This is a genomic window from uncultured Roseobacter sp. (assembly GCF_947488185.1).
Taxonomy (GTDB): Bacteria; Pseudomonadota; Alphaproteobacteria; order Rhodobacterales; family Rhodobacteraceae; genus Roseobacter.
The window spans coordinates 207,938-230,163 of the sequence record NZ_CANKYM010000001.1; the positions used below are offsets into that span (position 1 = coordinate 207,938).

Here is a 22,226-nt window from a genome sequence, read left to right on the forward strand (position 1 = left end):
TGTGATTGTCAAGTTTCGCGCTTCGCCCGCAGCTTGGCAAAGTAGTCCAGACGCTTTTTTAACTCACGCTCAAAGCCACGTTCGACCGGTTGATAAAGGCTCGGGCGGGCCATTTTCTCCGGAAAGTAGTTCTGCCCCGAAAACCCGTCCTCAGCGTCATGGTCATAGGCATAGCCTGCGCCGTACCCCTGATCCTTCATCATCGAGGTCGGCGCGTTCAGGATGTGTTTCGGCGGCGGTTCGGAGCCGGTTTGCTTGGCTGCCGCGCGCGCGCCCTTGTAGGCCACATAGGCCGCGTTGGATTTCGGGGCCAGCGCCAGATAGGCCAGGGCCTGCGCAAGCGCCAATTCGCCCTCGGGAGAGCCCAACCTTTCGTAGGTTTCCCAGGATTGCAAACAGATCGCCTGCGCCTGCGGGTCCGCCAGCCCGATGTCTTCCACCGCCATCCGCGTGATCCGCCGCGCCAGATACCTGGGGTCCTCGCCACCTTCCAGCATCCGCGCAAACCAGTAGAGGGCGGCATCGGGATCGGACCCGCGCACGGACTTGTGCAAGGCCGAAATCAGGTTGTAGTGGGCATCCCCGCCCTTGTCGTATTGCGCCGCCCGCCGCATCAGCCGGGCGGAGAGGGCCGTGGTGTCCAGCTTGCCTTCCACCTTCCACGCAGCCACCTGTTCGATCAGATTGAGCAGGGCCCGCCCGTCGCCATCGGCCATCTCCAACAGCGCCTCGCGCGCCGCGCCCTCCAGTGGCAAAGCGCGGTCCAACTCCTTTTCCGCCCGCTGGGCCAGCAGCTCAAGGTCCTTCAGATCGAGCCGTTCGAGCACCATGACCTGCGCCCGGCTCATGACGGCGGCGTTCAATTCGAACGATGGGTTTTCGGTGGTCGCCCCCACCAACAGGATCGTGCCATCCTCCATATGCGGCAGGAACCCGTCCTGCTGTGCCTTGTTGAAGCGGTGGATTTCGTCGACGAAGAGCAGCGTGCCCTGCCCGTTCTGTCGCCGGATCTTCGCCGCCTCAAAGACCTTGCGCAAATCCGGCACGCCGGTGAAGATCGCGCTGATCTGCACAAAGTGCAAATCGGTCTCATGTGCCAGCAACCGCGCGATTGTGGTCTTTCCTACCCCCGGCGGCCCCCAGAAAATTAGCGAACTGAGCGTGCCGGAGGCCAACATGACCGACAGCGGCCCTTCCGGCCCCAGTATCTGATCCTGCCCGATCACCTCATTTAGGGTTTGCGGGCGCAGCCGGTCGGCCAGCGGGCGGTGGCCGACCGGTTCTGGGACAGTTTCGCTGGCAAAAAGATCGGTCACGTCACACCCCAAACCGCAATTGAAGGCGCCGGTTTCCGCGGATCACGGTCACCGCATAGCCGCGCGCACGGGCGCGAAACGCGGCCGCCACGTCCCGCGGGCGCGCAATACCCTGTTCATTGATCCCCACAATCACGTCACCCACACGCAGGCCAACGCGCGCACCGAACCGCCCGGTATCCGTGACCAGAACCCCCTGGCTTTCCAACGGCAGGGTGTATTCGGCAATCACCGCCGGGTTTACCCGCACCAGGCTGAGCCCCGGCAGAACGTCTGTATCCTGCAAAACCAAAGGCTCGCGCTCCGGCACGTCCGGCGCCGGGATCAGGCGCACCTCGGCCGTCTGCTCTGCACCCTCCCTCAGGTACGTAATCCGCGCGGTTTGCCCAAGCCCGGTGACGCTCATCCGGTAGAGCATCTCAGGCGGCGTATTGACCGGATGGTTGTCCACAGCGACGATCACATCCCCCACGGCAATACCGGCATGTGCAAAGGGGCTTTCGGCGTGCATTGCCGAAATGATGATCCCGCCGGGACGATCAAGACCAAAGGCCTCCGCAATCTCCGCATCCGCAGGTTGTCCCCCCATCCCTGCCCAAGGCCGTGCGAAACTGGTGCGTCCCGCCCGCGCCTGCGCCACGAAAGCGGCCACGAGATCCGACGGGATCGCAAAGCCGATCCCATTAGAGCCGCCGGATCGGGTCAGGATCGATGTGTTGATCCCGATAAGCTCTCCACGCACGTCGATTAGCGCGCCACCGGAGTTGCCTGGGTTGATCGGCGCGTCGGTCTGGATGAAATAGCCACGCCCCGATCCGGTGGCTGCGCCGGAGCGGGCCAGGCCCGATACGATGCCGCTGCTCACCGTCTGGCCGACGCCGAAGGGGTTACCGATGGCCAGGACCAGCTCGCCAACCTCGACGGTATCCGAGGCGCGTAGCGGCAAATGAGGCAGGTCTTCCGCCCCTTCCAGTTGCAGAATGGCCAGATCGCTTTCGGCATCCCCAATCAAAACCTGCGCGGTAAATTCACGGCGATCCGACAGCACCACGCGAATATCCGTCGCCATCCCCACCACGTGGTAGTTCGAGACGATGATCCCGTCCTCGGACAGGATCACACCGGACCCCAGCGAATTCTGCACCCGCGGCTCCGGGCGGCCGAAACCTTCGAAAAAGCCGTCAAAGAACGGGTCGTCCATGAAGGGCGTGCGGCGGCGGGTTTCCGTCACAAAGCGTGCATAGATGTTCACGACCGCGGGGGCCGTTTCGCGCACCAGTGACGCAAAACTCAACTGGATCTCCGCCGCAGACTTTGGCACCTGCTGAGCCGTCAGCGGTGCAGCACAGATCAGCATCACAATGGTCAGAAAGGTCCGCATGCCCCAGATATGCGCCCCGCTTGCACGGACCGCAACACCCCAGCATGCCTTGACCCTGAATATCCGGGCCGGACGCACAAAAAAACCCTCGCCCGAAGGGGGACAAGGGTCAGTGCACAGCGCGATGCGCTTGGCCTATTCGTCAGCGGCTTCTTCAGCTGCCAGACGCGCCTTGTCGGCAGCGCCTTTGGCATCGCGGTCGCGATCCACGAACTCGATGATCGCCATCGGTGCCATGTCGCCGTAGCGGAAGCCCGCTTTCAGGACGCGCACATAACCGCCCTGGCGGTCCTTGTAGCGCGGGCCCAGCACATCAAACAGCTTGGTGACGTATTGGTCCTGCTTCAGCTTGGCAGCCGCCTGACGGCGCGCGTGCAGATCGCCGCGTTTCGCCAGCGTGATCATTTTCTCGATGATCGGGCGCAGTTCTTTTGCCTTTGGCAGTGTTGTCTTGATTTGCTCATGTTCGATGAGCGAGCCGGCCATGTTGGCCCAGAGCGCCTTGCGGTGCTCATGTGTACGGTTCAGGCGGCGGTATCCACGTGCGTGACGCATTTTCTATCTCCAAATCATGCCCTCTACGGGCGTTTTTGCTTTGTCTGACCGGGTGATGCGTGTCACCCGGCTCTCCTTGGGGCCTTCTGGCCCGGATATTCCCCGCCAGCTGCGGGCATTTGAGTCCCGCACGCGGCGGGCTATCGCAAAGACCCCTTAGAAGGAGTCTTCGAATTTCTTGGCCAGATCCTCGATGTTGTCTGGCGGCCAGTCTTCGACGTCCATGCCGAGGTGCAGACCCATACCCGAGAGCACTTCCTTGATTTCGTTCAAGGATTTGCGGCCAAAGTTCGGCGTGCGCAGCATTTCCGCTTCGGTTTTCTGGATCAGATCACCGATGTAAACAATGTTGTCGTTCTTCAGGCAGTTCGCCGAGCGGACAGACAGTTCCAGCTCGTCCACTTTCTTCAGCAGGAGCGGGTTGAACTCAAGACCATCGTCCTCATCCGCGCGGGAGGCGGACTCGGGCTCGTCGAAGTTGACGAAGATGCCCAACTGATCCTGCAGAATACGCGCGGCAAAGGCTACAGCGTCGTCTGGCGTCAGAGAGCCATCTGTTTCCACCTTCATGGTCAGCTTGTCATAGTCCAGCACCTGACCTTCACGGGTCGGCTGCACATCGTAGCTGACCTTTTTGACCGGCGAATAAATCGCATCGATCGGGATCAGGCCAATGGGCGCGTCTTCGGGCTTGTTCTTCTCGGAAGAGACGTAGCCTTTGCCCTGGTTCACGGTCAGCTCCATGTAGAGATCGGCACCATCGTCGAGGTGGCAGATCACATGTTCGCGGTTCAGCACGTCAATGCCAGCCGATTCCGAAATATCGCCCGCGGTAACAACGCCCGGACCTTTCGCTGAAATCGACAGACGCTTGGGTCCTTCGACTTCCATGCGCAGGGACACGCCCTTGAGGTTCAGGATGATGTCGGTCACGTCTTCGCGCACACCGGCAACGGATGAGAATTCGTGCAGCACGTTGTCGATCTGTACGGATGTGATCGCCGCGCCCTGCAGCGAGCTCATCAGCACGCGGCGCAGCGCGTTGCCCATGGTCAGACCAAAGCCACGCTCCAGCGGTTCGGCGGTCACGGTTGCCTGACGTGCCGGATCATTGCCCGGCTTCACGTCAAGCTGTTGCGGCTTAATCAATTCAGCCCAATTCTTGTGGATCATGCGTCCCTCCATTCTTGCCGGCGCCCCATGTCCTAAAGGCGAAGACTCTCGAGGTTTCAAAAAAGCGGATGGGGGCCGCGAGAAATCCCGCGGCCCCGATAGTCAAATTCTGATTAAACGCGGCGGCGCTTCGGTGGGCGGCAGCCGTTATGCGCCATTGGCGTCACGTCGCGGATGGATGTGATGTTGAAGCCCGCAGCAGCCAGCGCACGCAGCGCGCTTTCACGGCCAGAGCCGGGCCCCTGCACTTCCACTTCCAGCGTCTTCACGCCGTGTTCCTGCGCCTTGCGACCCGCATCCTCTGCCGCCATCTGGGCCGCATAGGGTGTGGATTTCCTCGAGCCTTTGAAGCCCATGGTGCCAGCGGACGACCAGGAGATCGCATTGCCCTGCACATCGGAAATCAGGATCTTGGTGTTGTTGAAGGAGCTGTTCACATGCGCCACACCTGCGGCGATGTTCTTGCTGGCCTTTTTCTTAACGCGTACTCTGTCACGTGCCATTGGTCAGACCCTCCCTTATTTCTTCTTACCGGCAATGGCCTTTGCGGGGCCTTTGCGGGTGCGAGCGTTGGTGTGGGTGCGCTGACCGCGGACCGGCAGGTTGCGACGGTGACGCAGGCCACGGTAGCAGCCAAGGTCCATCAGGCGCTTGATGTTCATCTGCGTGTCGCGACGCAGGTCACCTTCGACGGTGTAGTTGGCGTCGATGTGCTCGCGCACGGCCAGAACTTCGGCGTCGGAGAGTTCGTTGACCCGGCGGGTCGCATCGATACCAACCGCTTCGCAAATTGCCTTTGCCGAAGTGTTGCCGATACCGGTGATATATGTGAGGGCGATGGGAACCCGCTTTGCAGTCGGGATGTTTACGCCGGCAATACGTGCCACGTGGTCTATTCCTTTTCGTTGCGGGTCCGTAGTTCCAGACCCTTTTTTCACAACGTAAGCCCGAGGCTTTTCATAGCATCGGGCGTCAGCTGATCAGGTGATCTTGCCTCGCGGGAGCGACCGTTGAGACAAATTGATTCTCGTTAGAGATAGCGCGTGTTATGGGGTTTTGGCGCAGGCGTCAACCCGCCGATGCGATGTCATTTCAGGTGGCCAAACTTCGCCGGGTGACAACAGCCCACGCGAGTATAGACCCCTCAATATCTCTAGGCTAGGTTGTAACGTACCCGTTTGTCGTCAAGGGACCTCCGATGTCAAAACTTACAACCACCCATCCTGCCTCCAAGCGTATGAAACATGCATCCTCCCGCCCCGCCCAAACCAGTGGCAAAGCCAGCCCTGCACTGGGCGCGCTGCAGGCAAAGGCGGATGACAGCGCCGCTGTGACACAGCTGCGGCAGGTGCAGTCGCGGGCCAGCACCGTTGTGCAACGCGAAGTTGATACCTCCTCCAGTCCGTTCCTGCCCGACTACGGCCAGAACGAGACGCCTGCGTGGGACACCACCTCGAGCGTCCCGGAGTGGGCCGCGGAGGACTACAAGGAAGAGTCCAAGGTCAAGCTCATCGCCAGCGTCAAGGACGGCCTGATCGGTAGCATTTACTTCGCAAACGGGCGGATCCGAACGACCCACGGCCATGGGCCGGAATTGAGCAAACATGACCCGAAGAAGACCACGACGCACCAATTCAACATCGACATAAAGGTTGCGTATAAACTGTTCAGTGACAGAAACAGGGGTCTGTTCAAACTGCTCTATGACGCGACAGACCCCAAAAAAGGCGAAAAGGAAAGGCGCGAAGAGGCATCAGATCAATACCGCCGCACCCGCAAATTATGGCTTTCGAACTATTTGATCAATACACCTGTCGACAAGCTTCCTGACTGGGTCACCCCGGTCCCGAGCCACGAAAGCGCCTTTGACACCGAGGCTGCTGATCCTCCCGACAACCTGACCCTCTTCGAGGTTTTCAAGAGAGTGAGCAATGGAAAGGTGCAGGGATGGCATCCGTCCCGGGGCATTGCTGCGAAATTCGAGACCAACAAGCAGGTGGTCTCCGTCCTCAAAGCCGCTATCCTGCATATTCACGGCGTGACCGACACAAACGAGCGCAACACCAAGTTCTACAACTTTATCAAAAAGCGCCTACCTGACTTTGCAAAACAGATCAGAAGGCCTGATCAAGTCTAGCACGACGAAGTGCCAGTCGCCCCGGTTCGTCAGGATGCGTCGAGCGCCGCGCCGATTTCGCCCTGGACGGCATCAATGCTGCCCAGCCCATCCACGCGCGAGAGCATGTCCTTGGCGTAGTAGTAGCCAATCAGCGGCGAGGTTTGCTTGTAGTATTCCATCAGGCGGGTCTTGAGGCTTTCCTCATTGTCATCCGCGCGGCGTTTGAACTCGGTGCCCCCGCAATTGGTGCATTTGCCATCCGCCGGGATCGGTTTGGTGTTGTCGTTATAGACCTCACCGCACATCGCGCAGGTCGAGCGCGCAACGATCCGCGCAACCAGTGCGGCATCATCAACCCGCATCTCGATCACCGCGTCGAGGGTTTCATTCTGGCTCTCCAACAGGTCGCCCAGGGCATCCGCCTGCGCCAGCGTGCGCGGGAAGCCATCAAAGATAAATCCGCTGGCTTTGACGGTCTGCAGCTTTTCCTTGATCAACCCGATCACGATCTCATCGGTCACAAGCGCGCCGCGGGCCATCACGTCCGCAACGATGTTACCCATTTCCGTGCCGCTGTCTTTGGCCTCGCGCAGCATATCACCGGTGCTGAGCTGCACCATGTCACGTGTTTCTACAAGGTGACGCGCCTGCGTGCCCTTACCAGCCCCGGGAGGCCCCAGTAGGATAATGTTCATCGGCGGACGGGGCTCCGTTTCTTGCGTGGTTTGCCGCCAGATTTACCGCGCAGCTGCGACTTTTCAAGCAGACCTTCGTATTGGTGGGCCAGAAGATGACTCTGCACTTGCTGGATCGTGTCCATGGTCACCGACACGACGATCAGCACGGACGTGCCTCCAAAGTAGAAGGGAATGGCGAACTGTCCACGCAGGATTTCCGGCAGCAGGCAGACAGCCGCCAGATAGCCTGAGCCTAACACCAGCACGCGGTTGACCACGTATTCGAGGTACTCGGAGGTCTTCTTACCGGGCCGGATGCCGGGCACAAAGCCGTTCTGGTTTTTCAGGTTATCCGCCACATCATCCGGTTTGAAGCTGACGTTGAAGGTGTAGAAATACGCGAAGAAGACAATCATTGCCACGAAGAACGTCAGGTAGAGCGGCTGTCCGGGACCAAAATTCGCCAGCAGCCAGGACATCAGCGGGTTGGTCGAATTGCCCGAAAAGGTGCTGATGGTCACGGGGAGCAGCAGCAGGGAGGAGGCAAAGATCGCCGGGATCACGCCCGCCGGGTTCACCTTGACCGGCAAATGGCTAGAGCCGCCGTCATAAACCTTCATGCCCACCTGACGGCGCGGATACTGGATGTGGATCTTGCGCAGCGCGCGCTCCATGAAGACCACGAACATGATCGTCGCGATGACCATGATGATCACCCCGATGATCACCGCCGGGCTGATCGCGCCCGAGCGACCGGAGGCAAAGAACTGCGCCAGGGCCGCCGGGACCTCGGCGATGATGCCCACGAAGATGATCAGCGAGATACCATTGCCGATGCCACGCGCGGTGATCTGTTCGCCCAGCCACATCAGGAACATCGTCCCGCCCACCAGCGTGATCAGGCACGACATGCGGAAGAAAAGGCCCGGATCGGTGACGATATCGCCTGCTTCGAGGCTCACAGCCAACCCGTAGGCCTGCAATGTGGCCAGCAGCACCGTGCCGTAACGTGTATACTGGTTGATCTTCTTGCGGCCCTGCTCGCCCTCTTTCTTGAGCTGCTCCAGCGACGGCACCATCGAGGTCATCAGCTGAACGATAATCGAGGCCGAAATGTAGGGCATGATCCCAAGGGCAAAGATGCCCATCCGTCCCAGCGCCCCCCCGGTGAACATGCTGACCATGCCGCCGATGCCCTGCCCCGCCTGCTCCATGAACTCGCGCAGGGCCACACCGTCGATTCCCGGCACCGGGATGAACGTGCCCAGACGGTAAACGATCAGCAGACCAAGCGTGAAAAGGATACGATTGCGAAGGTCGGTGGCCTTACCCAGCGCGGACCAGCTGGTGTTGGCGGCCATGCTTTCGACAGCAGATACCATGAACGGGCTCTCTTTTGATACGGACACGCCGCCCGAGCCGTTTTCCGGCGGGCGGCGTTCGGGAAAACTTGAAAGACTATGTAAGCGGCGATGACGCCGCCCACAAGCCTGAACTAGGCCCTCAGGCCTCTGACGTTTCCGCGACCGGCGCCGCCACGGTCAGTGACCCGCCGGCTTTTTCCACCGCTTCGATGGCGGATTTGGACGCGCCTGTGACCGTCAGGTCCAGCTTTGCCGTCACATCACCCTTGGCCAGAACACGGATGCCATCGCGCTTGCGACGGATCAGGCCGGACTCAATCAGAACGTCTTCGGTGATCGCTTTCTTGGCGTCAATTTTCTTGGCGTCGATGAATTTCTGGATCAGACCGAGGTTCACGACGGCATACTGCTTGCGGTTCGGCTTGTTGAAGCCACGCTTCGGCAGGCGTTGGTAGAGCGGCATCTGCCCGCCTTCATACCCGTTGATCGCCACGCCTGAGCGGGATTTCTGACCTTTGATACCCCGGCCACCCATTTTACCGGTGCCGGAACCCGGGCCACGACCTACGCGCTTGCGTTTCTTGGTGGCGCCTGCGTTGTCAGACAGTTCATTCAGTTTCATTGTCGCTTCTCCTTTGGCCGGATGTACCCCCCAGCGACGGGAGCGGGCAAACACGGCGTTTCGATTCTGTCACCTCATCAGGTGATCGTCGGCATATAGACGGGGTTGAGGGATGGATCAAGGGTCCGTTTAAGCACATTGAAAGGGCAGCGCCCGACCGAGGGGCGAAGGCCGTCTTGCAAAAGGTCCGCCGGACCTTTTGAGGCCGCAGCGGGGTTTACCCCCGGGTGCGAAGCGCCCGCCCATGGGGGCGGTCGGGCGATGCCCGCGATCGGGGATCACGGTTAGTATTGCAGTCCTCTTAACTTACCAGTTTTCGAATAGTCTCTTCAAAGGCGCTTGACACTCACGACGAGTAATCACCGGGAAACGGGACAAGTGCGGCAAGCCAATAATCCTGCCGGATTGAAATTCCGCTCTGGTAGCTTTTACAGCGCCCCAGCCAATGTCGACCGCAATCTCGTTTTCTGCTTGCAGTAGCCGAGCCAGTTCAACGGTCACAGTTTTTCCCATGCAAATGACAAGCGATGGTTTCACACGACCCAAAACCTTGGACCAAAGTGATCGACCAAATTGCAACGAGAACTCCCTGTCCCGCAAATCGGACCACGACGGCGACCGAAACGGTACTAGGTTTCCAGCGAGCACATCTTCGGGGCACACATCTAGTTGTTCAAACAGGCGCAAAACTTGCACTTGAAGCCGGCTTTGCCCTGCTGGCCAACCCGCCCACTCCTCGTCGCGGAAAGCGCTACCTTGAGCCATTGCAAATTCAGCATGGTCACGTGGCACCTCTGATCCCCCGGGATTCAGCCCAATAAAAGCGATATCGGCCTTGTTAAGTACGGAAACAGGACTGGATAGAAAGCGCCATCCGAGCGTGTTTTCGGTCTTTTGATACGCCTCTTCTATTCTTGCGCTCATGCGTTGTGCTTCAAGTTTAAGGTTTTGCCCCATCGCTTCAATTCATCGCTAATAGCCAGCTCAAGCAACCAAAAAAAGCCCCGCAGTTTCCTGCGGGGCTTTTTCAATCTCAATTCTCAAAAAGGGCTTAGCCTTTTTCTTCCACAATCTCGACCATGTGGCTGATCGAGTTGATCATGCCGCGCACGGAAGGCGTGTCTTCCAGCTCGCGGGTCTTGTGCATTTTGTTCAGGCCCAGGCCGATCAGCGTTGCGCGCTGTTTGGCGGGGCGGCGGATCGGGGAACCGATCTGTTTCACAACGATTGTCTTGGCCATGCTCATGCCTCCTCAGCCACTTGCGCGGATGTGTCCACGGCGTCTTCACGCTTGGGCAGAATGTCAGCCACTTTCTTGCCGCGACGCTGCGCGACCGACCTTGGGGACGACTCTTTGCGCAGACCGTCCATGGTGGCGCGGATCATGTTGTAGGGGTTCTGCGAGCCGATGGACTTGGAAACCACGTCCTTCACGCCCAGCATCTCAAACACAGCGCGCATCGGACCACCGGCGATGATCCCGGTTCCTTCAGGCGCTGTGCGCATGACCACTTTACCGGCGCCGTGACGGCCTTCCATATCGTGGTGCAGCGTCCGACCTTCGCGCAGCTGCACGCGGATCATCTGACGCTTGGCTTGCTCAGTGGCTTTGCGAATAGCCTCAGGGACCTCTTTCGCCTTACCTTTGCCAAAGCCCACACGGCCCTTCTGGTCACCCACAACCACGAGGGCTGCGAAGCCAAAGCGCTTACCGCCTTTGACGGTTTTGGACACGCGGTTGATGGCGACCAGACGGTCGGCAAATTCCGGTGCTTCGTCACGATCACGGCCTCTGCCGCGTCGGTTGTCACGTTCTGCCATAGAGAACATCCTTCAATATCTGGGCAAGCGCCCGTTTGTCTCAACCCAAGTGAGCGCAATGCCCCCGGATCATCGAGGCGGCCACCACAGCCGCCTGCGCTTTCTCAAACAACGGTGGCCTAAAGCCCACCTTACCCGCATGCAGGTAGGGTGGGCCTTGGGCCACCGTACCTTAGATTTTCAGACCGCCTTCGCGGGCAGCGTCGGCCACGGCCTTGACCTTCCCGTGAAAGAGGAAACCGCCGCGGTCGAAGTAAGCCTCTTCCACACCGGCTTTCTTGGCGCGTTCGGCAATCGCCGCACCCACCTTGGTGGCTGCTTCGATATTGTTCTTGCCAACCACACCCAGCGCCTTTTCCAGCGTCGAGGCGGAGGCAAGCGTTTTGCCGGCCACGTCGTCGATCAGCTGCACGCTGATGTTCTTGCTGGAGCGGTGCACAGAGAGGCGCACGCGCCCCGCGTTCACCTTGCGCAGTTTGTTCCGAACGCGCAGGCGGCGCTTCAAGAACAGGTCTCTTTTGCTGTTTGCCATTGTCTGCGTCCTTACTTCTTCTTGCCTTCTTTGCGGAAGACGAACTCGCCCTTGTAGCGGATGCCTTTGCCCTTGTAGGGCTCCGGCTTACGCCAAGCGCGGATGTTCGCGGCAACCTGACCAACAAGCTGTTCGTCAATGCCTTCCACCACAATCTCGGTCTGTTTCGGAGCCGTCACGGTCACCCCTTCAGGTGCCGTGTAATCCACGTCGTGGCTGAGGCCGAGGTTCAGCTTCAGGGTGTTGCCCTGCATGCTGGCCCGATAGCCCACACCCTGGATTTCCAGCTCTTTCTTGAATCCGTCGGTGACGCCGGTGACAAGGTTTGCAACCATCGTGCGGGACATGCCCCACTGCTGCCGCGCGCGCTTGGATTTGCCGCGTGGTTCGATATTGATCACATTGTCCTCAACCTTCAGGGTCACGTCATCCGTGGCCTTGAAGGACCGGGTCCCCTTCGGGCCCTTCACTTCGATGGTCTGACCGCTCACGGAGGCGGATACACCGCTGGGCAGGTCGACCGGTTTTTTACCAATACGAGACATGAGCCGCTCCTTAGAAGACGGTGCAGAGCACTTCGCCACCAACATTGGCGCTGCGTGCTGCTTGGTCCGACATCACACCCTTGGGGGTGGAGACAATCGACACGCCCAGGCCCTGACGGACAACGGGGATGTCATTGACGCCCATGTAAACGCGACGGCCGGGCTTGGAGACCCGCTTGAGCTCGCGAATGACAGGTTCGCCTTCGTAGTACTTGAGGCTGATCTCGATGGCCGGGTGGCCGTCGGCACCGGTGGTTTTCTCATAGCCACGGATGTAGCCCTCGTCCGCCAGCACATCCAGCACCCAGGCCCGCAGCTTGGAAGCGGGCGTGTGGACTGTGGATTTACCGCGCATCGAGGAGTTACGGATGCGTGTCAGCATATCTGCGATAGGATCGTTCATCTGATGCGCTCCTTACCAGCTCGACTTGACCATGCCGGGGATCTGGCCGTTCGAGCCAAGGTCCCGCAGCGCGATCCGCGAAATTTTCAGTTTGCGATAGTAAGCGTGTGGACGACCGGTCAACTGGCAGCGGTTGTGCAGACGCACGGCGCTGGAGTTGCGCGGCAGTTTCGCCAGCTTCAGGGAGGCGCGGAAACGCTCTTCCATCGGCTTTTCCTGGTCGTTCACGATTGCTTTGAGTTCAGCGCGCTTGGCAGCGTATTTCTTCACCAGAGCTTCGCGCTTCTTCTCGCGTTCGATCATAGATTTCTTAGCCATATCTATTCCCTCCCGATCAGCTGTTGAAAGGCATGTTGAAAGCTTTCAACAGGCTCTTTGCTTCAGCATCGGTTTGCGCCGTTGTGGCGATCACAATGTCCATTCCCCAGTTCTCATCGATCTTGTCGAAGTTGATCTCCGGGAACACCAGATGCTCTTTGAGGCCCATGGCATAGTTGCCACGTCCGTCAAAGCTTTTGCCTGAAACGCCGCGGAAGTCGCGGATGCGGGGCATTGCAATGGTGATCAGACGATCGAGGAATTCATACATGCGGTCGCCGCGCAGGGTCACTTTCGCACCCATCGGCATGTCTTCCCGCACACGGAAACCCGCGATGGATTTTTTCGCCGTGGTGGTCAGCGCCTTCTGGCCCGCGATCAGCGTCAGATCTTCAACCGCCGACTTGGCCTTCTTGCTGTCACGAACGGCCTCGGCACCGCAGCCGATGTTCAGAACGATCTTGTCCAGACTCGGGATCTGCATGTCGTTCTTGTAGCCGAACTCTTCCTTCATCGCCGCGCGGATGGTGTCCTTGTACACGGCCTTCAGACGCGGGGTGTAGGTTGCACTATCAAGCATCGATCACGTCCCCTGTTGTCTTGGCGAAACGCACTTTCTTGTCGCCGTCCATCTTGAAGCCCACGCGGGTCGCTTTGCCTTTGGCATCGACGAACGCGAGGTTGCTGAGATCAATCGGCATCGCCTTGGGGATGCGACCGCCCTGGCTTTCCTGGGACTGACGTGTGGCGCGGATGGCGATGTTGACGCCGTCCACGATGGCCTTGCCGGATTTCGGGTCCACAGACGTGATGCTGCCTGTCTTGCCCTTGTCCTTGCCGGCCAGCACGATGACCTTGTCACCTTTTTTCAACTTGGCAGCCATGATTACAGCACCTCCGGAGCGAGCGAGATGATTTTCATGAAGTTTTTCGCACGCAGCTCACGCACAACCGGGCCAAAGATACGTGTACCGATGGGCTCGTTGTTGTTGTTGAGGATGACAGCAGCGTTGCGATCAAAGCGGATCGCGGTGCCGTCTTCGCGGCGGACTTCCTTGGCGGTGCGAACGACAACGGCCTTGCGGACATCGCCTTTTTTCACACGACCGCGGGGGATGGCTTCCTTGACCGACACGACAATGATGTCGCCGACGGACGCGTACTTACGCTTGGAACCACCCAGGACCTTGATGCACTGAACACGGCGCGCGCCGCTGTTGTCAGCAACATCCAGGTTGGTCTGCATCTGGATCATTTGGTTTCTCCCGACCTTTGGGGGGCCGATGCGTGGCCATATCCCCAGGGTTTCGAATTAAGGGCGGTGCCTCAGGCCTCAGCGGCCTCCAGCACTTCCCAACGTTTGGTTTTCGACTTTGGTGCACATTCGATGATGCGGACGCTATCGCCCACCTTGAACGTGTTCTTCTCATCGTGCGCCCGGTATTTCTTGGACTTACGGATGGTTTTCTTCAGAACCGGGTGCGTAAAGCGGCGCTCGACGGACACGGTGACTGTTTGGGCGTTGGCATCAGAGGTCACGACGCCGGACAAGATACGCTTTGGCATGGGTGCTCTCCTTACTCAGACGCGGCAGCAGAGGCTGCTTTTTGGTTCAAAACGGTCTTCACACGGGCCGCATTGCGACGCGCGGTGCGCAGCTGCGCAGGGTTTTCCAGCTGGCCGGTGGCTTGCTGGAACCGCAGGTTGAACTGCTCTTTCTTCAGATTGGCCAGCTCTTCACGCAGCTGATCCGGGGTCTTGTCATGCAATTCCTTGGCGTCCATCGCCTTATTCCTTTCAACATCACGAGAAGGCCGCTTGAAAGCGTCACCCTGATTCCCGTGGAGTTCATGATGAAGGGGCCGTATAGGCCCAACGGCCCTGCATCGCAACCCCTTTTGACAAAGAACAAAACGTCTAACCCAATACCAACGCCTAGTCCTCCATTCACTCTACAATTGCACCCGTGCCTGAGTCGAGAGGTGGGTGCAAATCGCCCTCCCAATGGCGGAGGCTCGGGCGCTGCCTTCGCAAAGCCAAGGCATGGCTTGATGCTTTAAGCTGACGTTCAGGAAACAAGATCCTGACAGCAGCAACGAGCCCATACCTGACGTGGGACAATCTGTTAGGGTGATCGAATGATTGCGACCAATCATTACAAGTTTCGCAGAGCGACCTTGGAGGACCTTCCTGTGTTGAAGGCCTGGCGGTCGAACCCGCATGTTCTAGAGTGGTGGGATTCAGATGACCTTGATGATGAAAAGGACTTAGCTGATCCTCGGGTCGCTCGCTGGATCGTTTCATTCATCGAACGGCCCTTTGCGTTTATGCAAGACTACACAGTGCACGGATGGAAAAGTCACCATTTTGCCAGTCTTCCAAAAGGATCGCGGGGAATCGATCAATACATCGGAGACCCCGAGATGGTCGGCATTGGACATGGATCAGCGTTTATCGAAACAAGAATGCAGGCTCTCTTCGATGAGGGCGCACATGTGATCGCAACCGATCCTCACCCAGACAATGAACGTGCGATAGCCGTCTACAAAAAGCTGGGGTTCAAACCGTCTGGGCCACCTCAAGAAACCGAATGGGGTTTGATCTTGCCAATGCTGGCGAGGCGGTAAACAGGACGCACTCAACGGCAACAAAGTCCGATCAACCGCCATTTTTCCTAAATCTTTATCCACGGTACGCCGTCGTAATCTCGCAAATTCGTTCAAACACCTATGCGACCACCAACGTAATACCGACATCGAATTTACCATATTCCCTTTGGAAAACGGTCCGAAGTTCCTGGCAGGATCCCAAGCCTGCTCCTCCTTTCCACACATGCCACGTTAACCCTCTCGCCTCTCGCCACCTGCTCGGCTAAGACGGGATCATGAGCACCATAGATTCCCTCTTTGTCACCCGCCTCTACCGCGCCCCTCTCTCCGAGAAGAAGCCCGCCATCGATACAGCCGAACTCGAAGCCTCCTGCTGGTCCATCGCTGAAGATGATGAAGCAGGTCAGAACTGGTGTGATGAGAACGGCTATCCGGGCTACACAAGCTATGCCTCGCTGACCGACCTGCCCTACCGCTTTCCGATCTTCAAGGAGCTGGTCAAGTGTCTCGACAAACACGTGAAATCTTTCGCCAAGGATCTCGCTTTCGATCTCGGCGACAGACCGTTGAAACTGGAAGATATTTGGATCAACATCCTGCCCCCCGGCGGCATCCACACCAGCCACATCCACCCGCATTCCGTGATCAGCGGCACCACATATGTTGCCGTCCCCGCGGGGGCAAGTGCGATCAAATTCGAAGACCCGCGCTTGCCGATGATGATGGCCGCCCCCGCCCGGATCAAAGACGCCCGACCCGAGTTGCGCACCTTCAGCTACGTCACCCCTGAGGCCGGCGAGGTGCTGCTCTGGGAGAGCTGGCTCCGCCACGAGGTCCCGCTCAACATGGCGGAAGAAGAGCGGATTTCCGTCTCATTCAACTATAGCTGGGGATGAAGGCGAAAATGGGCAAGCGAAAGAACCACTTAGGAAAGGCGCTCGCTTGCGCCTATGTAGTGGCGTCTCCGAGCGTCGCTGCCTCGAATAGTTTCGATCATTGCCCGGATATTTGGTCCGACTACGTGCTAATCGTGCGAGATCTGCTGGCTTCCAGTGAGGGAGACCTGCCGCCCGTCCTGTTCGTCGGGACAGGTGGCCAGATCCACAATTGCTTAGGGGAAAACCTCGCCCCTCATCTTCTTGGGCAAGTGAATTCATATCACAATGCAGTATCACGGCTTTTCGACGGAGATTTGGATGTGCCCTCGTCCGAATGGCCTGGAAATATATGCACCGTCGGAGACACAGAAAGCTCCGCGTTTTCGTACCTTTGGGTCGGGTTACCCTACACCCCAGAAATACTCTCCAAAGATATTTGTCGCGTCAGAATTGAGAAATCTCTCGCCCGTCGTATTGAGCGTTGATGCGAAGCAATGTGGGCAAGACTCTTCTATCAATAACGGTACTGAACTCAGAGTAGCTACCACCGACAAGAAGCCCCCGCCGATTTCTCAGCGGGGGCTCTTTCTTAACCGGGTGATGGCCCGCAGGTTTTCATTGAAAACCCGCTATATCGCACTCGGCGGCAAAGCCGCCGGGATCACCAATCCTCGCGGACGACAACCCGTGTCTTGATCGGCAGTTTCATCGCCGCCAGACGCAGGGCCTCGCGGGCCACGTCGTCGTTTACGCCGTCGATCTCGAACATCACGCGACCCGGCTTGACCTTGGCCGCCCAGCGATCGACCGAGCCTTTACCTTTACCCATCCGAACTTCGATGGGTTTGGCCGTGACCGGCACGTCAGGGAAAATCCGGATCCAGACCCGGCCCTGACGTTTCATGTGACGTGTCATCGCGCGGCGGGCCGCTTCGATCTGACGTGCTGTGACCCGCTCAGGCTCAATGGCTTTCAACCCATAGGTGCCGAAGTTCAGGTCAGACCCGCCCTTCGCCAGACCCTTGATCGAGCCTTTGAACTGCTTGCGGAATTTCGTGCGTTTTGGTTGTAGCATCTGTCATTCCCCCTTAGCGACGACCGCCTGCACCACGGGGTGCTGGGCCATCCTGGAGTTCTTGTGCTTTACGGTCACGCGCGGCCGGATCGTGCTCCATGATCTCACCTTTGAAGATCCATGTCTTGATCCCGATGATGCCATAGGCAGTCGTCGCTTCCACATGTGCGTAATCGATGTCGGCGCGCAGCGTGTGCAAAGGCACGCGGCCTTCGCGGTACCATTCGGTCCGCGCGATCTCTGCACCGCCCAGACGACCGGCGACATTCACGCGGATGCCGAGGGCGCCCATGCGCATGGCGTTCTGCACCGCACGCTTCATGGCGCGGCGGAAAGACACCCGACGCTCCAGCTGTTGTGCAATGCTTTCACCAACCAATGCCGCATCCAGTTCAGGCTTGCGCACTTCAACGATGTTGAGATGCAACTCGCTGTCGGTCATCTTGGCGATCTTCTGACGCAGACCTTCGATGTCCGCCCCTTTCTTGCCGATGATGACACCGGGGCGGGCTGTGTGGATCGTGACGCGGCACTTCTTGTGCGGACGTTCGATGATCACACGGGCCACACCGGCCTGATGACACTCTTTCTTGATGAATTCACGGATCGCGAGGTCTTCCAGCAGGAGGTCCCCGTAATCTTTCGTGTCGGCATACCAGCGGCTGTCCCAGGTGCGGTTCACCTGCAGGCGCATGCCAATCGGATTGACTTTGTTACCCATTAGGCTTGCTCCTCTACCTGACGCACCAGAATCGTGATTTCCGAGAACGGCTTGATGATCTTGCCGAACCGGCCACGCGCGCGCGGACGTCCACGCTTCATGGTCAGGTTTTTACCCACATAGGCCTCAGCGACGACCAATTCATCGACGTCGAGGTTGTGGTTGTTTTCCGCGTTCGCGATGGCGGACTGAAGGCATTTCTTCACGTCCAGGGCGATCCGTTTCTTGGAGAAGGTCAGGTCCGTCAGGGCCTTGTCGACCTTCTTGCCCCGGATCATCGCGGCGACGAGGTTCAGTTTCTGCGGGGATGTACGAAGCATGCGCAGTTTTGCCATTGCTTCGTTGTCAGCCACGCGGCGGGGATTTTTATCCTTGCTCATGGCTTACTTCCGCTTCGCTTTTTTGTCGGCGGCATGACCATAGTAGGTCCGTGTTGGCGAATACTCACCAAACTTCTGACCGATCATGTCTTCGCTGACGTTAACAGGGATGTGCTTGTGACCGTTGTACACACCAAAGGTCAAACCCACGAACTGCGGCAGGATTGTCGAGCGGCGCGACCAGATCTTGATCACTTCGTTGCGGCCGCTTTCGCGGGACGCTTCGGCCTTTTTCAACACATAGCTGTCGACAAAAGGGCCTTTCCATACTGAACGAGACATAGATTAACGCCCCTTCTTCTTGGCGTGCCGCGAGCGCAGGATAAGCTTGCTGGACGCTTTTTTCTTGTTCCGGGTTTTTGCACCCTTTGTCGGCTTGCCCCAAGGCGTCACCGGGTGACGACCACCAGAGGTCCGGCCTTCACCACCACCATGCGGGTGATCGATCGGGTTCATCACGACACCACGCACGGACGGGCGGATGCCCTTGTGGCGCATGCGGCCCGCTTTACCGTAGTTCTGGTTGGAGTTGTCGGGGTTGCTGACGGCACCCACGGTGGCCATGCATTCCTGACGCACGAGACGCAGCTCGCCAGAGCTTAGACGGATCTGCGCGTAGCCACCGTCGCGGCCCACGAATTGAGCATAGGTACCGGCGGCACGGGCGATCTGACCACCCTTGCCGGGCTTCATCTCGATGTTGTGCACGATTGTCCCGATCGGCATGCCAGAGAAAGGCATTGCGTTGCCGGGTTTGATATCTGCTTTCTGCGACGCAACCACGCTATCCCCCACGGCCAAACGCTGTGGCGCCAGGATATAGGCTTGCTCACCGTCTTCGTATTTCACGAGGGCGATGAAAGCTGTGCGGTTGGGGTCATATTCGATGCGCTCGACCGTGGCCGCCACATCCATCTTGTTCCGCTTGAAGTCAACGATCCGGTAGAGGCGCTTGGCCCCGCCGCCTTTGCGGCGCATCGTGATCCGTCCGGTGTTGTTCCGTCCGCCGTGTTTGGTCAAGCCTTCTGTGAGGGCTTTGACCGGGCGGCCTTTCCAGAGCTCCGAACGGTCGATCAGTACCAGCCCACGCTGGCCCGGCGTCGTCGGTTTATACGACTTGAGTGCCATGTTGTCTGTCTTCCGTTTTGCTATCGATCGTCGCAATGACGACCATGGTATGAAGGCCCCCGTAGGTGCCCGACTTGGATGTCCATACGGACAAAGGCGAAGCCCCGGACGAATCCGGGGCCTTGCCGATGCGTCCGTTTAAGAGAGTGCGCTCCCGGGGTCAAGCATGGGACCCGCTGAAAGTTCATATTTTTCAGGGTGCCGGGACCGCGTCTGGGCACCTATTCGCCACGCCCTGAGACACCTGATCTTCTGTCTTCCTAACATTATGGGGGAGATGCTACGCTCAAGCGGTCTTGGGTGGAGGGAATACCATGAGTTTTGTGAAAGCACTTGCTGCGGTCGCTGTCGGGTTTGCAGCGGCGAAGGGAATGGACAAGTACAAGCAGATGGGCGGTATGGCCGGTCTGCAAGACGCGATGCAGGGCGCAGGCGGCAGCAATATGGCAGATCAGCTGGGCCGTATGGCGGATCAGTTCGGCATCCCGGGCGGCTCGGCACAGGTCAAGAACCTGTTTGGTCAGATGGAGCAGGCAACGGCCGGCGCCACCGAAGCGGGTGCCGCCGGTCTGGGTGGTCTGATGGCAAGCCTGCGCGGCGCCGCCGAAGCAGGCAGTCAGCAATCGGCCTCTATGATGGAGGCGATGTTCGGCAACACGCCGGTCGGCGACGCGATGGAGCAGCAGGCCAAGCTGATGATCCGCGCGATGATCCAGGCTGCGAAGGCCGACGGCGAGATCGATGCCGAGGAACAGGCCGCCATTGTCGACCGGCTGGGCGACATCAGCGAGGAAGAGCGCGCATTCGTGAAGGCAGAATTGCAGGCCTCGCCCGATTTGGCCGGTCTCGTGCGGGATGCAGGGACAATCAGCCGAGAGCAGGTCTACTCGACCTCGCTGGCCGCGATCCGTGTCGATAACGTCGCCGAGGCCAACTATATGCGCCAACTCGCATCGAGGCTTGGGTTGAGCGATGCTCAGCGTGATGCGATCCACGCCAGGATGGGAGTCCCACCGCTCGCCACCTGATGACGGGTGTCCCGCCCCCAAATCCCTCTTACTCGGTCTAAAAACCCGTTTTCTCTGGAAGACACTGGGGCCGCCTGTAGTGACTGTCAGGCCAGTTGTAGGCCTCTAGAACCGTGGGAGCATCTGCTGTGACGTTCCGTTTCACGAGCAATCGCGGAAACGCGCTGGTTCATTCTTCATGTGGTTATCCAACGGCCCACTTTCAGCGGCAAATCGGAGAGCACTCCGTTACATCCGTCGGTTTTTCACCTCTGCGGATTAAACAACCGAGCGAAAAACCCAGTGCGGGGTTGCTGAGCCTCTTCTGATGGCCTTGGCCTTCCAGCGACCCAAACCTCGATCCGTTCGGCATTCAATGCGTTTGCCGAAAAATCGCGGGCTTCCACACCAAGATCATTTGCAACCGTCTTGGCGACTGCGGCAGTCTCCGGGCTGTAGTATCGCAAATGGGTGGTCGAAACTCGAAACCTCTCACGTCCGATTTCGGCGACTGCAATCCCGGCGTTCTCAAGCTCGGCCACATAGCTTTGAAGTTTGTCATTGGGGATGCCGTCCGGCGCATGAATGAAGAACTGCAGATCAGAAGCCTTGCTGTTCCCGTACATCATTTCTCCCGCACTCAAGCCGGGGATCTCCGGCAGAGACCGCAGTGCCGCAGCGATAGCCAGATCGGTGTCTGCACGCATGTATTGCACGGCCGAAATCTCAGGCAGATTGATCGCGTCAGCGCGAACCGATACCGGCGCGAAGAATCCGTCCGGCACTTCCACTTGCGCGGAACCCTCGACACCGTCGGACGCAACAATGGTCTCGTCCGCCGGTGGTTCCACCACAGCTGTTGCAATCGCAATGTTTGATTGACCGATGGTGTTGCCCTGGCTGGCTTCTGCAAGCGGATCAGACGGAACAGAGACCGACGCCCCAAACCCGATCAATGCGCCAGTACCAAGCGTTACGCCCAGACCCAAACCAGCGGCGCCTGAAAACAGCATCAAAGCCTTCACCGCATCCGATGCATTCAACTGAGCCAAAGCACCACCTGTGTCTGCCTTGCCTTCTTCCGGTGCTCTGGCGTCGCCAATTTGATCAGGCTCAGGCAATTGAGATGGTGCGTTCGATGCGACCACTCCCCGCTCGGAAAGAAGCTTGGCGCGTTTGGCGCGTGCTTCGCTCAATCGCTCCTTCCAGCTTCCATCAAAGACCGGATGATTAGAGGCCTCGGGATATCTACCGGCGCTTGGTTGTGTAAAACCACTGGCTTCAATTTTCGACACGATATTGACCTCTCGAAGAGACGCAATTTCTACAATAGATGATCGTTTGAAAACACTCCGCGGCGCGGCACTGGGAACAATCTGTTCACAAGCGATTAATATAGCACAAGAAAAAGGCAATTTGGTGACCAGATTGCTACACTGAAGGCCGAAACAACATGCGCTGGACTGCTGGGGCCTGCGGATCGGGCATCTTCGGCAAGAAATCGCCAATAGAGCACCGCCCGCGTATCGATAATCGTGTTGAGAAGGATAGAAGGAGCACGCACCGCGAGATGGGTCGGCAAAAAAACAAAACCCCGACCTT

At 58.6% G+C, this 22,226-nt stretch carries 31 protein-coding genes; 4 read left to right on the top strand and 27 right to left on the bottom strand.

Annotated elements, in window-relative coordinates:
- Positions 1–8: 8 nt before the first annotated feature.
- The 6 genes from Q1A52_RS01180 to rpsM form a co-directional block, all read right to left on the bottom strand.
- Complete coding sequence (locus Q1A52_RS01180) at positions 9–1,316, bottom strand: replication-associated recombination protein A (protein ID WP_300009831.1); 1,308 nt, start codon at positions 1,314–1,316, stop codon at positions 9–11.
- Position 1,317: 1 nt separating this feature from the next.
- A complete protein-coding gene (locus tag Q1A52_RS01185; RefSeq protein ID WP_300009834.1) occupies positions 1,318–2,697 on the bottom strand; it encodes a trypsin-like peptidase domain-containing protein in 1,380 nt (459 codons plus the stop codon).
- Between the two features lie 135 nt (positions 2,698–2,832).
- Complete coding sequence (rplQ, locus tag Q1A52_RS01190) at positions 2,833–3,252, bottom strand: 50S ribosomal protein L17 (protein ID WP_195819755.1); 420 nt, start codon at positions 3,250–3,252, stop codon at positions 2,833–2,835.
- A 156-nt stretch (positions 3,253–3,408) separates the two neighbouring features.
- Entirely contained in the window at positions 3,409–4,425 is a 1,017-nt protein-coding gene (locus tag Q1A52_RS01195) for a DNA-directed RNA polymerase subunit alpha (protein WP_195819754.1), read from the bottom strand.
- Between the two features lie 113 nt (positions 4,426–4,538).
- Positions 4,539–4,928, bottom strand: coding sequence for a 30S ribosomal protein S11 (gene rpsK / locus Q1A52_RS01200; protein WP_159974560.1), 390 nt, complete (start codon positions 4,926–4,928; stop codon positions 4,539–4,541).
- A gap of 15 nt (positions 4,929–4,943) precedes the next feature.
- Positions 4,944–5,312 carry a 30S ribosomal protein S13 gene (rpsM, locus tag Q1A52_RS01205; protein ID WP_195819753.1) on the bottom strand — a complete coding sequence of 123 codons (369 nt, stop codon included), beginning with the start codon at positions 5,310–5,312 and terminating at the stop codon, positions 4,944–4,946.
- A 311-nt stretch (positions 5,313–5,623) separates the two neighbouring features.
- Between rpsM and Q1A52_RS01210 the strand changes: the two genes are divergently transcribed.
- Complete coding sequence (locus Q1A52_RS01210) at positions 5,624–6,562, top strand: hypothetical protein (RefSeq protein WP_300009836.1); 939 nt, start codon at positions 5,624–5,626, stop codon at positions 6,560–6,562.
- Between the two features lie 29 nt (positions 6,563–6,591).
- Here the strand turns inward: Q1A52_RS01210 and Q1A52_RS01215 are convergent, their stop codons facing one another.
- The 15 genes from Q1A52_RS01215 to rpmC all read right to left on the bottom strand — a co-directional run bounded on the left by Q1A52_RS01215 (position 6,592) and on the right by rpmC (position 14,610).
- Positions 6,592–7,239, bottom strand: a complete 648-nt coding sequence (locus Q1A52_RS01215; RefSeq protein WP_300009838.1) for an adenylate kinase — start codon at positions 7,237–7,239, stop codon at positions 6,592–6,594.
- Positions 7,236–8,603 carry a preprotein translocase subunit SecY gene (secY, locus tag Q1A52_RS01220; protein WP_299781060.1) on the bottom strand — a complete coding sequence of 456 codons (1,368 nt, stop codon included), beginning with the start codon at positions 8,601–8,603 and terminating at the stop codon, positions 7,236–7,238. The genes Q1A52_RS01215 and secY overlap by 4 nt, the downstream gene beginning before the upstream one ends.
- A 121-nt stretch (positions 8,604–8,724) precedes the next feature.
- On the bottom strand, positions 8,725–9,207 hold the full coding sequence (rplO, locus tag Q1A52_RS01225) for a 50S ribosomal protein L15 (protein WP_299829235.1): 483 nt from the start codon (positions 9,205–9,207) through the stop codon (positions 8,725–8,727).
- A gap of 306 nt (positions 9,208–9,513) precedes the next feature.
- Complete coding sequence (locus Q1A52_RS01230; protein ID WP_300009840.1) at positions 9,514–10,131, bottom strand: uracil-DNA glycosylase family protein; 618 nt, start codon at positions 10,129–10,131, stop codon at positions 9,514–9,516.
- Between the two features lie 127 nt (positions 10,132–10,258).
- The gene (gene rpmD / locus Q1A52_RS01235; RefSeq protein WP_299734790.1) at positions 10,259–10,447 is read right to left on the bottom strand and encodes a 50S ribosomal protein L30; all 189 of its coding nucleotides are present in this window, start codon (positions 10,445–10,447) and stop codon (positions 10,259–10,261) included.
- Positions 10,448–10,449: 2 nt separating this feature from the next.
- A complete protein-coding gene (gene rpsE, locus Q1A52_RS01240) occupies positions 10,450–11,028 on the bottom strand; it encodes a 30S ribosomal protein S5 (RefSeq protein WP_159974569.1) in 579 nt (192 codons plus the stop codon).
- 172 nt (positions 11,029–11,200) lie between these two features.
- Positions 11,201–11,560: a 50S ribosomal protein L18 gene (gene rplR / locus Q1A52_RS01245; RefSeq protein ID WP_299829227.1), complete on the bottom strand. Its 360-nt coding sequence runs from the start codon at positions 11,558–11,560 to the stop codon at positions 11,201–11,203.
- A gap of 11 nt (positions 11,561–11,571) precedes the next feature.
- Positions 11,572–12,105 carry a 50S ribosomal protein L6 gene (gene rplF / locus Q1A52_RS01250; protein WP_300009843.1) on the bottom strand — a complete coding sequence of 178 codons (534 nt, stop codon included), beginning with the start codon at positions 12,103–12,105 and terminating at the stop codon, positions 11,572–11,574.
- 10 nt (positions 12,106–12,115) lie between these two features.
- Positions 12,116–12,508 (bottom strand): 30S ribosomal protein S8, encoded by a 393-nt coding sequence (rpsH, locus tag Q1A52_RS01255; RefSeq protein ID WP_195819744.1) that lies wholly within the window; start codon positions 12,506–12,508, stop codon positions 12,116–12,118.
- A 12-nt stretch (positions 12,509–12,520) separates the two neighbouring features.
- Positions 12,521–12,826 (bottom strand): 30S ribosomal protein S14, encoded by a 306-nt coding sequence (rpsN, locus tag Q1A52_RS01260; RefSeq protein WP_219505940.1) that lies wholly within the window; start codon positions 12,824–12,826, stop codon positions 12,521–12,523.
- 16 nt (positions 12,827–12,842) lie between these two features.
- Positions 12,843–13,406, bottom strand: a complete 564-nt coding sequence (rplE, locus tag Q1A52_RS01265; RefSeq protein WP_300009845.1) for a 50S ribosomal protein L5 — start codon at positions 13,404–13,406, stop codon at positions 12,843–12,845.
- Entirely contained in the window at positions 13,399–13,710 is a 312-nt protein-coding gene (gene rplX, locus Q1A52_RS01270) for a 50S ribosomal protein L24 (RefSeq protein ID WP_300009848.1), read from the bottom strand. The genes rplE and rplX overlap by 8 nt, the downstream gene beginning before the upstream one ends.
- A gap of 2 nt (positions 13,711–13,712) precedes the next feature.
- A complete protein-coding gene (rplN, locus tag Q1A52_RS01275) occupies positions 13,713–14,081 on the bottom strand; it encodes a 50S ribosomal protein L14 (protein WP_011567679.1) in 369 nt (122 codons plus the stop codon).
- Between the two features lie 71 nt (positions 14,082–14,152).
- Positions 14,153–14,392: a 30S ribosomal protein S17 gene (gene rpsQ / locus Q1A52_RS01280; RefSeq protein WP_195819740.1), complete on the bottom strand. Its 240-nt coding sequence runs from the start codon at positions 14,390–14,392 to the stop codon at positions 14,153–14,155.
- An 11-nt stretch (positions 14,393–14,403) separates the two neighbouring features.
- Positions 14,404–14,610: a 50S ribosomal protein L29 gene (rpmC, locus tag Q1A52_RS01285; protein ID WP_195819739.1), complete on the bottom strand. Its 207-nt coding sequence runs from the start codon at positions 14,608–14,610 to the stop codon at positions 14,404–14,406.
- A 354-nt stretch (positions 14,611–14,964) separates the two neighbouring features.
- Between rpmC and Q1A52_RS01290 the strand changes: the two genes are divergently transcribed.
- A complete protein-coding gene (locus Q1A52_RS01290; RefSeq protein ID WP_300009851.1) occupies positions 14,965–15,453 on the top strand; it encodes a GNAT family N-acetyltransferase in 489 nt (162 codons plus the stop codon).
- Positions 15,454–15,710: 257 nt separating this feature from the next.
- Positions 15,711–16,331 carry a TIGR02466 family protein gene (locus tag Q1A52_RS01295; protein ID WP_300009854.1) on the top strand — a complete coding sequence of 207 codons (621 nt, stop codon included), beginning with the start codon at positions 15,711–15,713 and terminating at the stop codon, positions 16,329–16,331.
- A 643-nt stretch (positions 16,332–16,974) separates the two neighbouring features.
- Here Q1A52_RS01295 and rplP read toward each other — a convergent pair.
- Genes rplP through rplB form a run of 5 tightly spaced genes read right to left on the bottom strand, consistent with a single transcriptional unit; the run spans position 16,975 to position 19,617 of the window.
- Positions 16,975–17,388, bottom strand: a complete 414-nt coding sequence (gene rplP, locus Q1A52_RS01300; protein WP_219499988.1) for a 50S ribosomal protein L16 — start codon at positions 17,386–17,388, stop codon at positions 16,975–16,977.
- 13 nt (positions 17,389–17,401) lie between these two features.
- Entirely contained in the window at positions 17,402–18,109 is a 708-nt protein-coding gene (gene rpsC / locus Q1A52_RS01305) for a 30S ribosomal protein S3 (protein ID WP_195819735.1), read from the bottom strand.
- A complete protein-coding gene (gene rplV / locus Q1A52_RS01310) occupies positions 18,109–18,489 on the bottom strand; it encodes a 50S ribosomal protein L22 (protein WP_300009857.1) in 381 nt (126 codons plus the stop codon). Before rplV ends, rpsC begins: the two co-directional genes overlap by 1 nt.
- A 3-nt stretch (positions 18,490–18,492) precedes the next feature.
- Positions 18,493–18,771, bottom strand: a complete 279-nt coding sequence (rpsS, locus tag Q1A52_RS01315; RefSeq protein WP_067296663.1) for a 30S ribosomal protein S19 — start codon at positions 18,769–18,771, stop codon at positions 18,493–18,495.
- Positions 18,772–18,774: 3 nt separating this feature from the next.
- The gene (rplB, locus tag Q1A52_RS01320; protein ID WP_300009860.1) at positions 18,775–19,617 is read right to left on the bottom strand and encodes a 50S ribosomal protein L2; all 843 of its coding nucleotides are present in this window, start codon (positions 19,615–19,617) and stop codon (positions 18,775–18,777) included.
- A gap of 314 nt (positions 19,618–19,931) precedes the next feature.
- Between rplB and Q1A52_RS01325 the strand changes: the two genes are divergently transcribed.
- Positions 19,932–20,645, top strand: coding sequence for a DUF533 domain-containing protein (locus Q1A52_RS01325; protein WP_300009863.1), 714 nt, complete (start codon positions 19,932–19,934; stop codon positions 20,643–20,645).
- A 245-nt stretch (positions 20,646–20,890) separates the two neighbouring features.
- Here Q1A52_RS01325 and Q1A52_RS01330 read toward each other — a convergent pair whose 3' ends face one another.
- Positions 20,891–22,039, bottom strand: coding sequence for a hypothetical protein (locus tag Q1A52_RS01330; protein ID WP_300009866.1), 1,149 nt, complete (start codon positions 22,037–22,039; stop codon positions 20,891–20,893).
- Positions 22,040–22,226 lie beyond the last annotated feature (187 nt).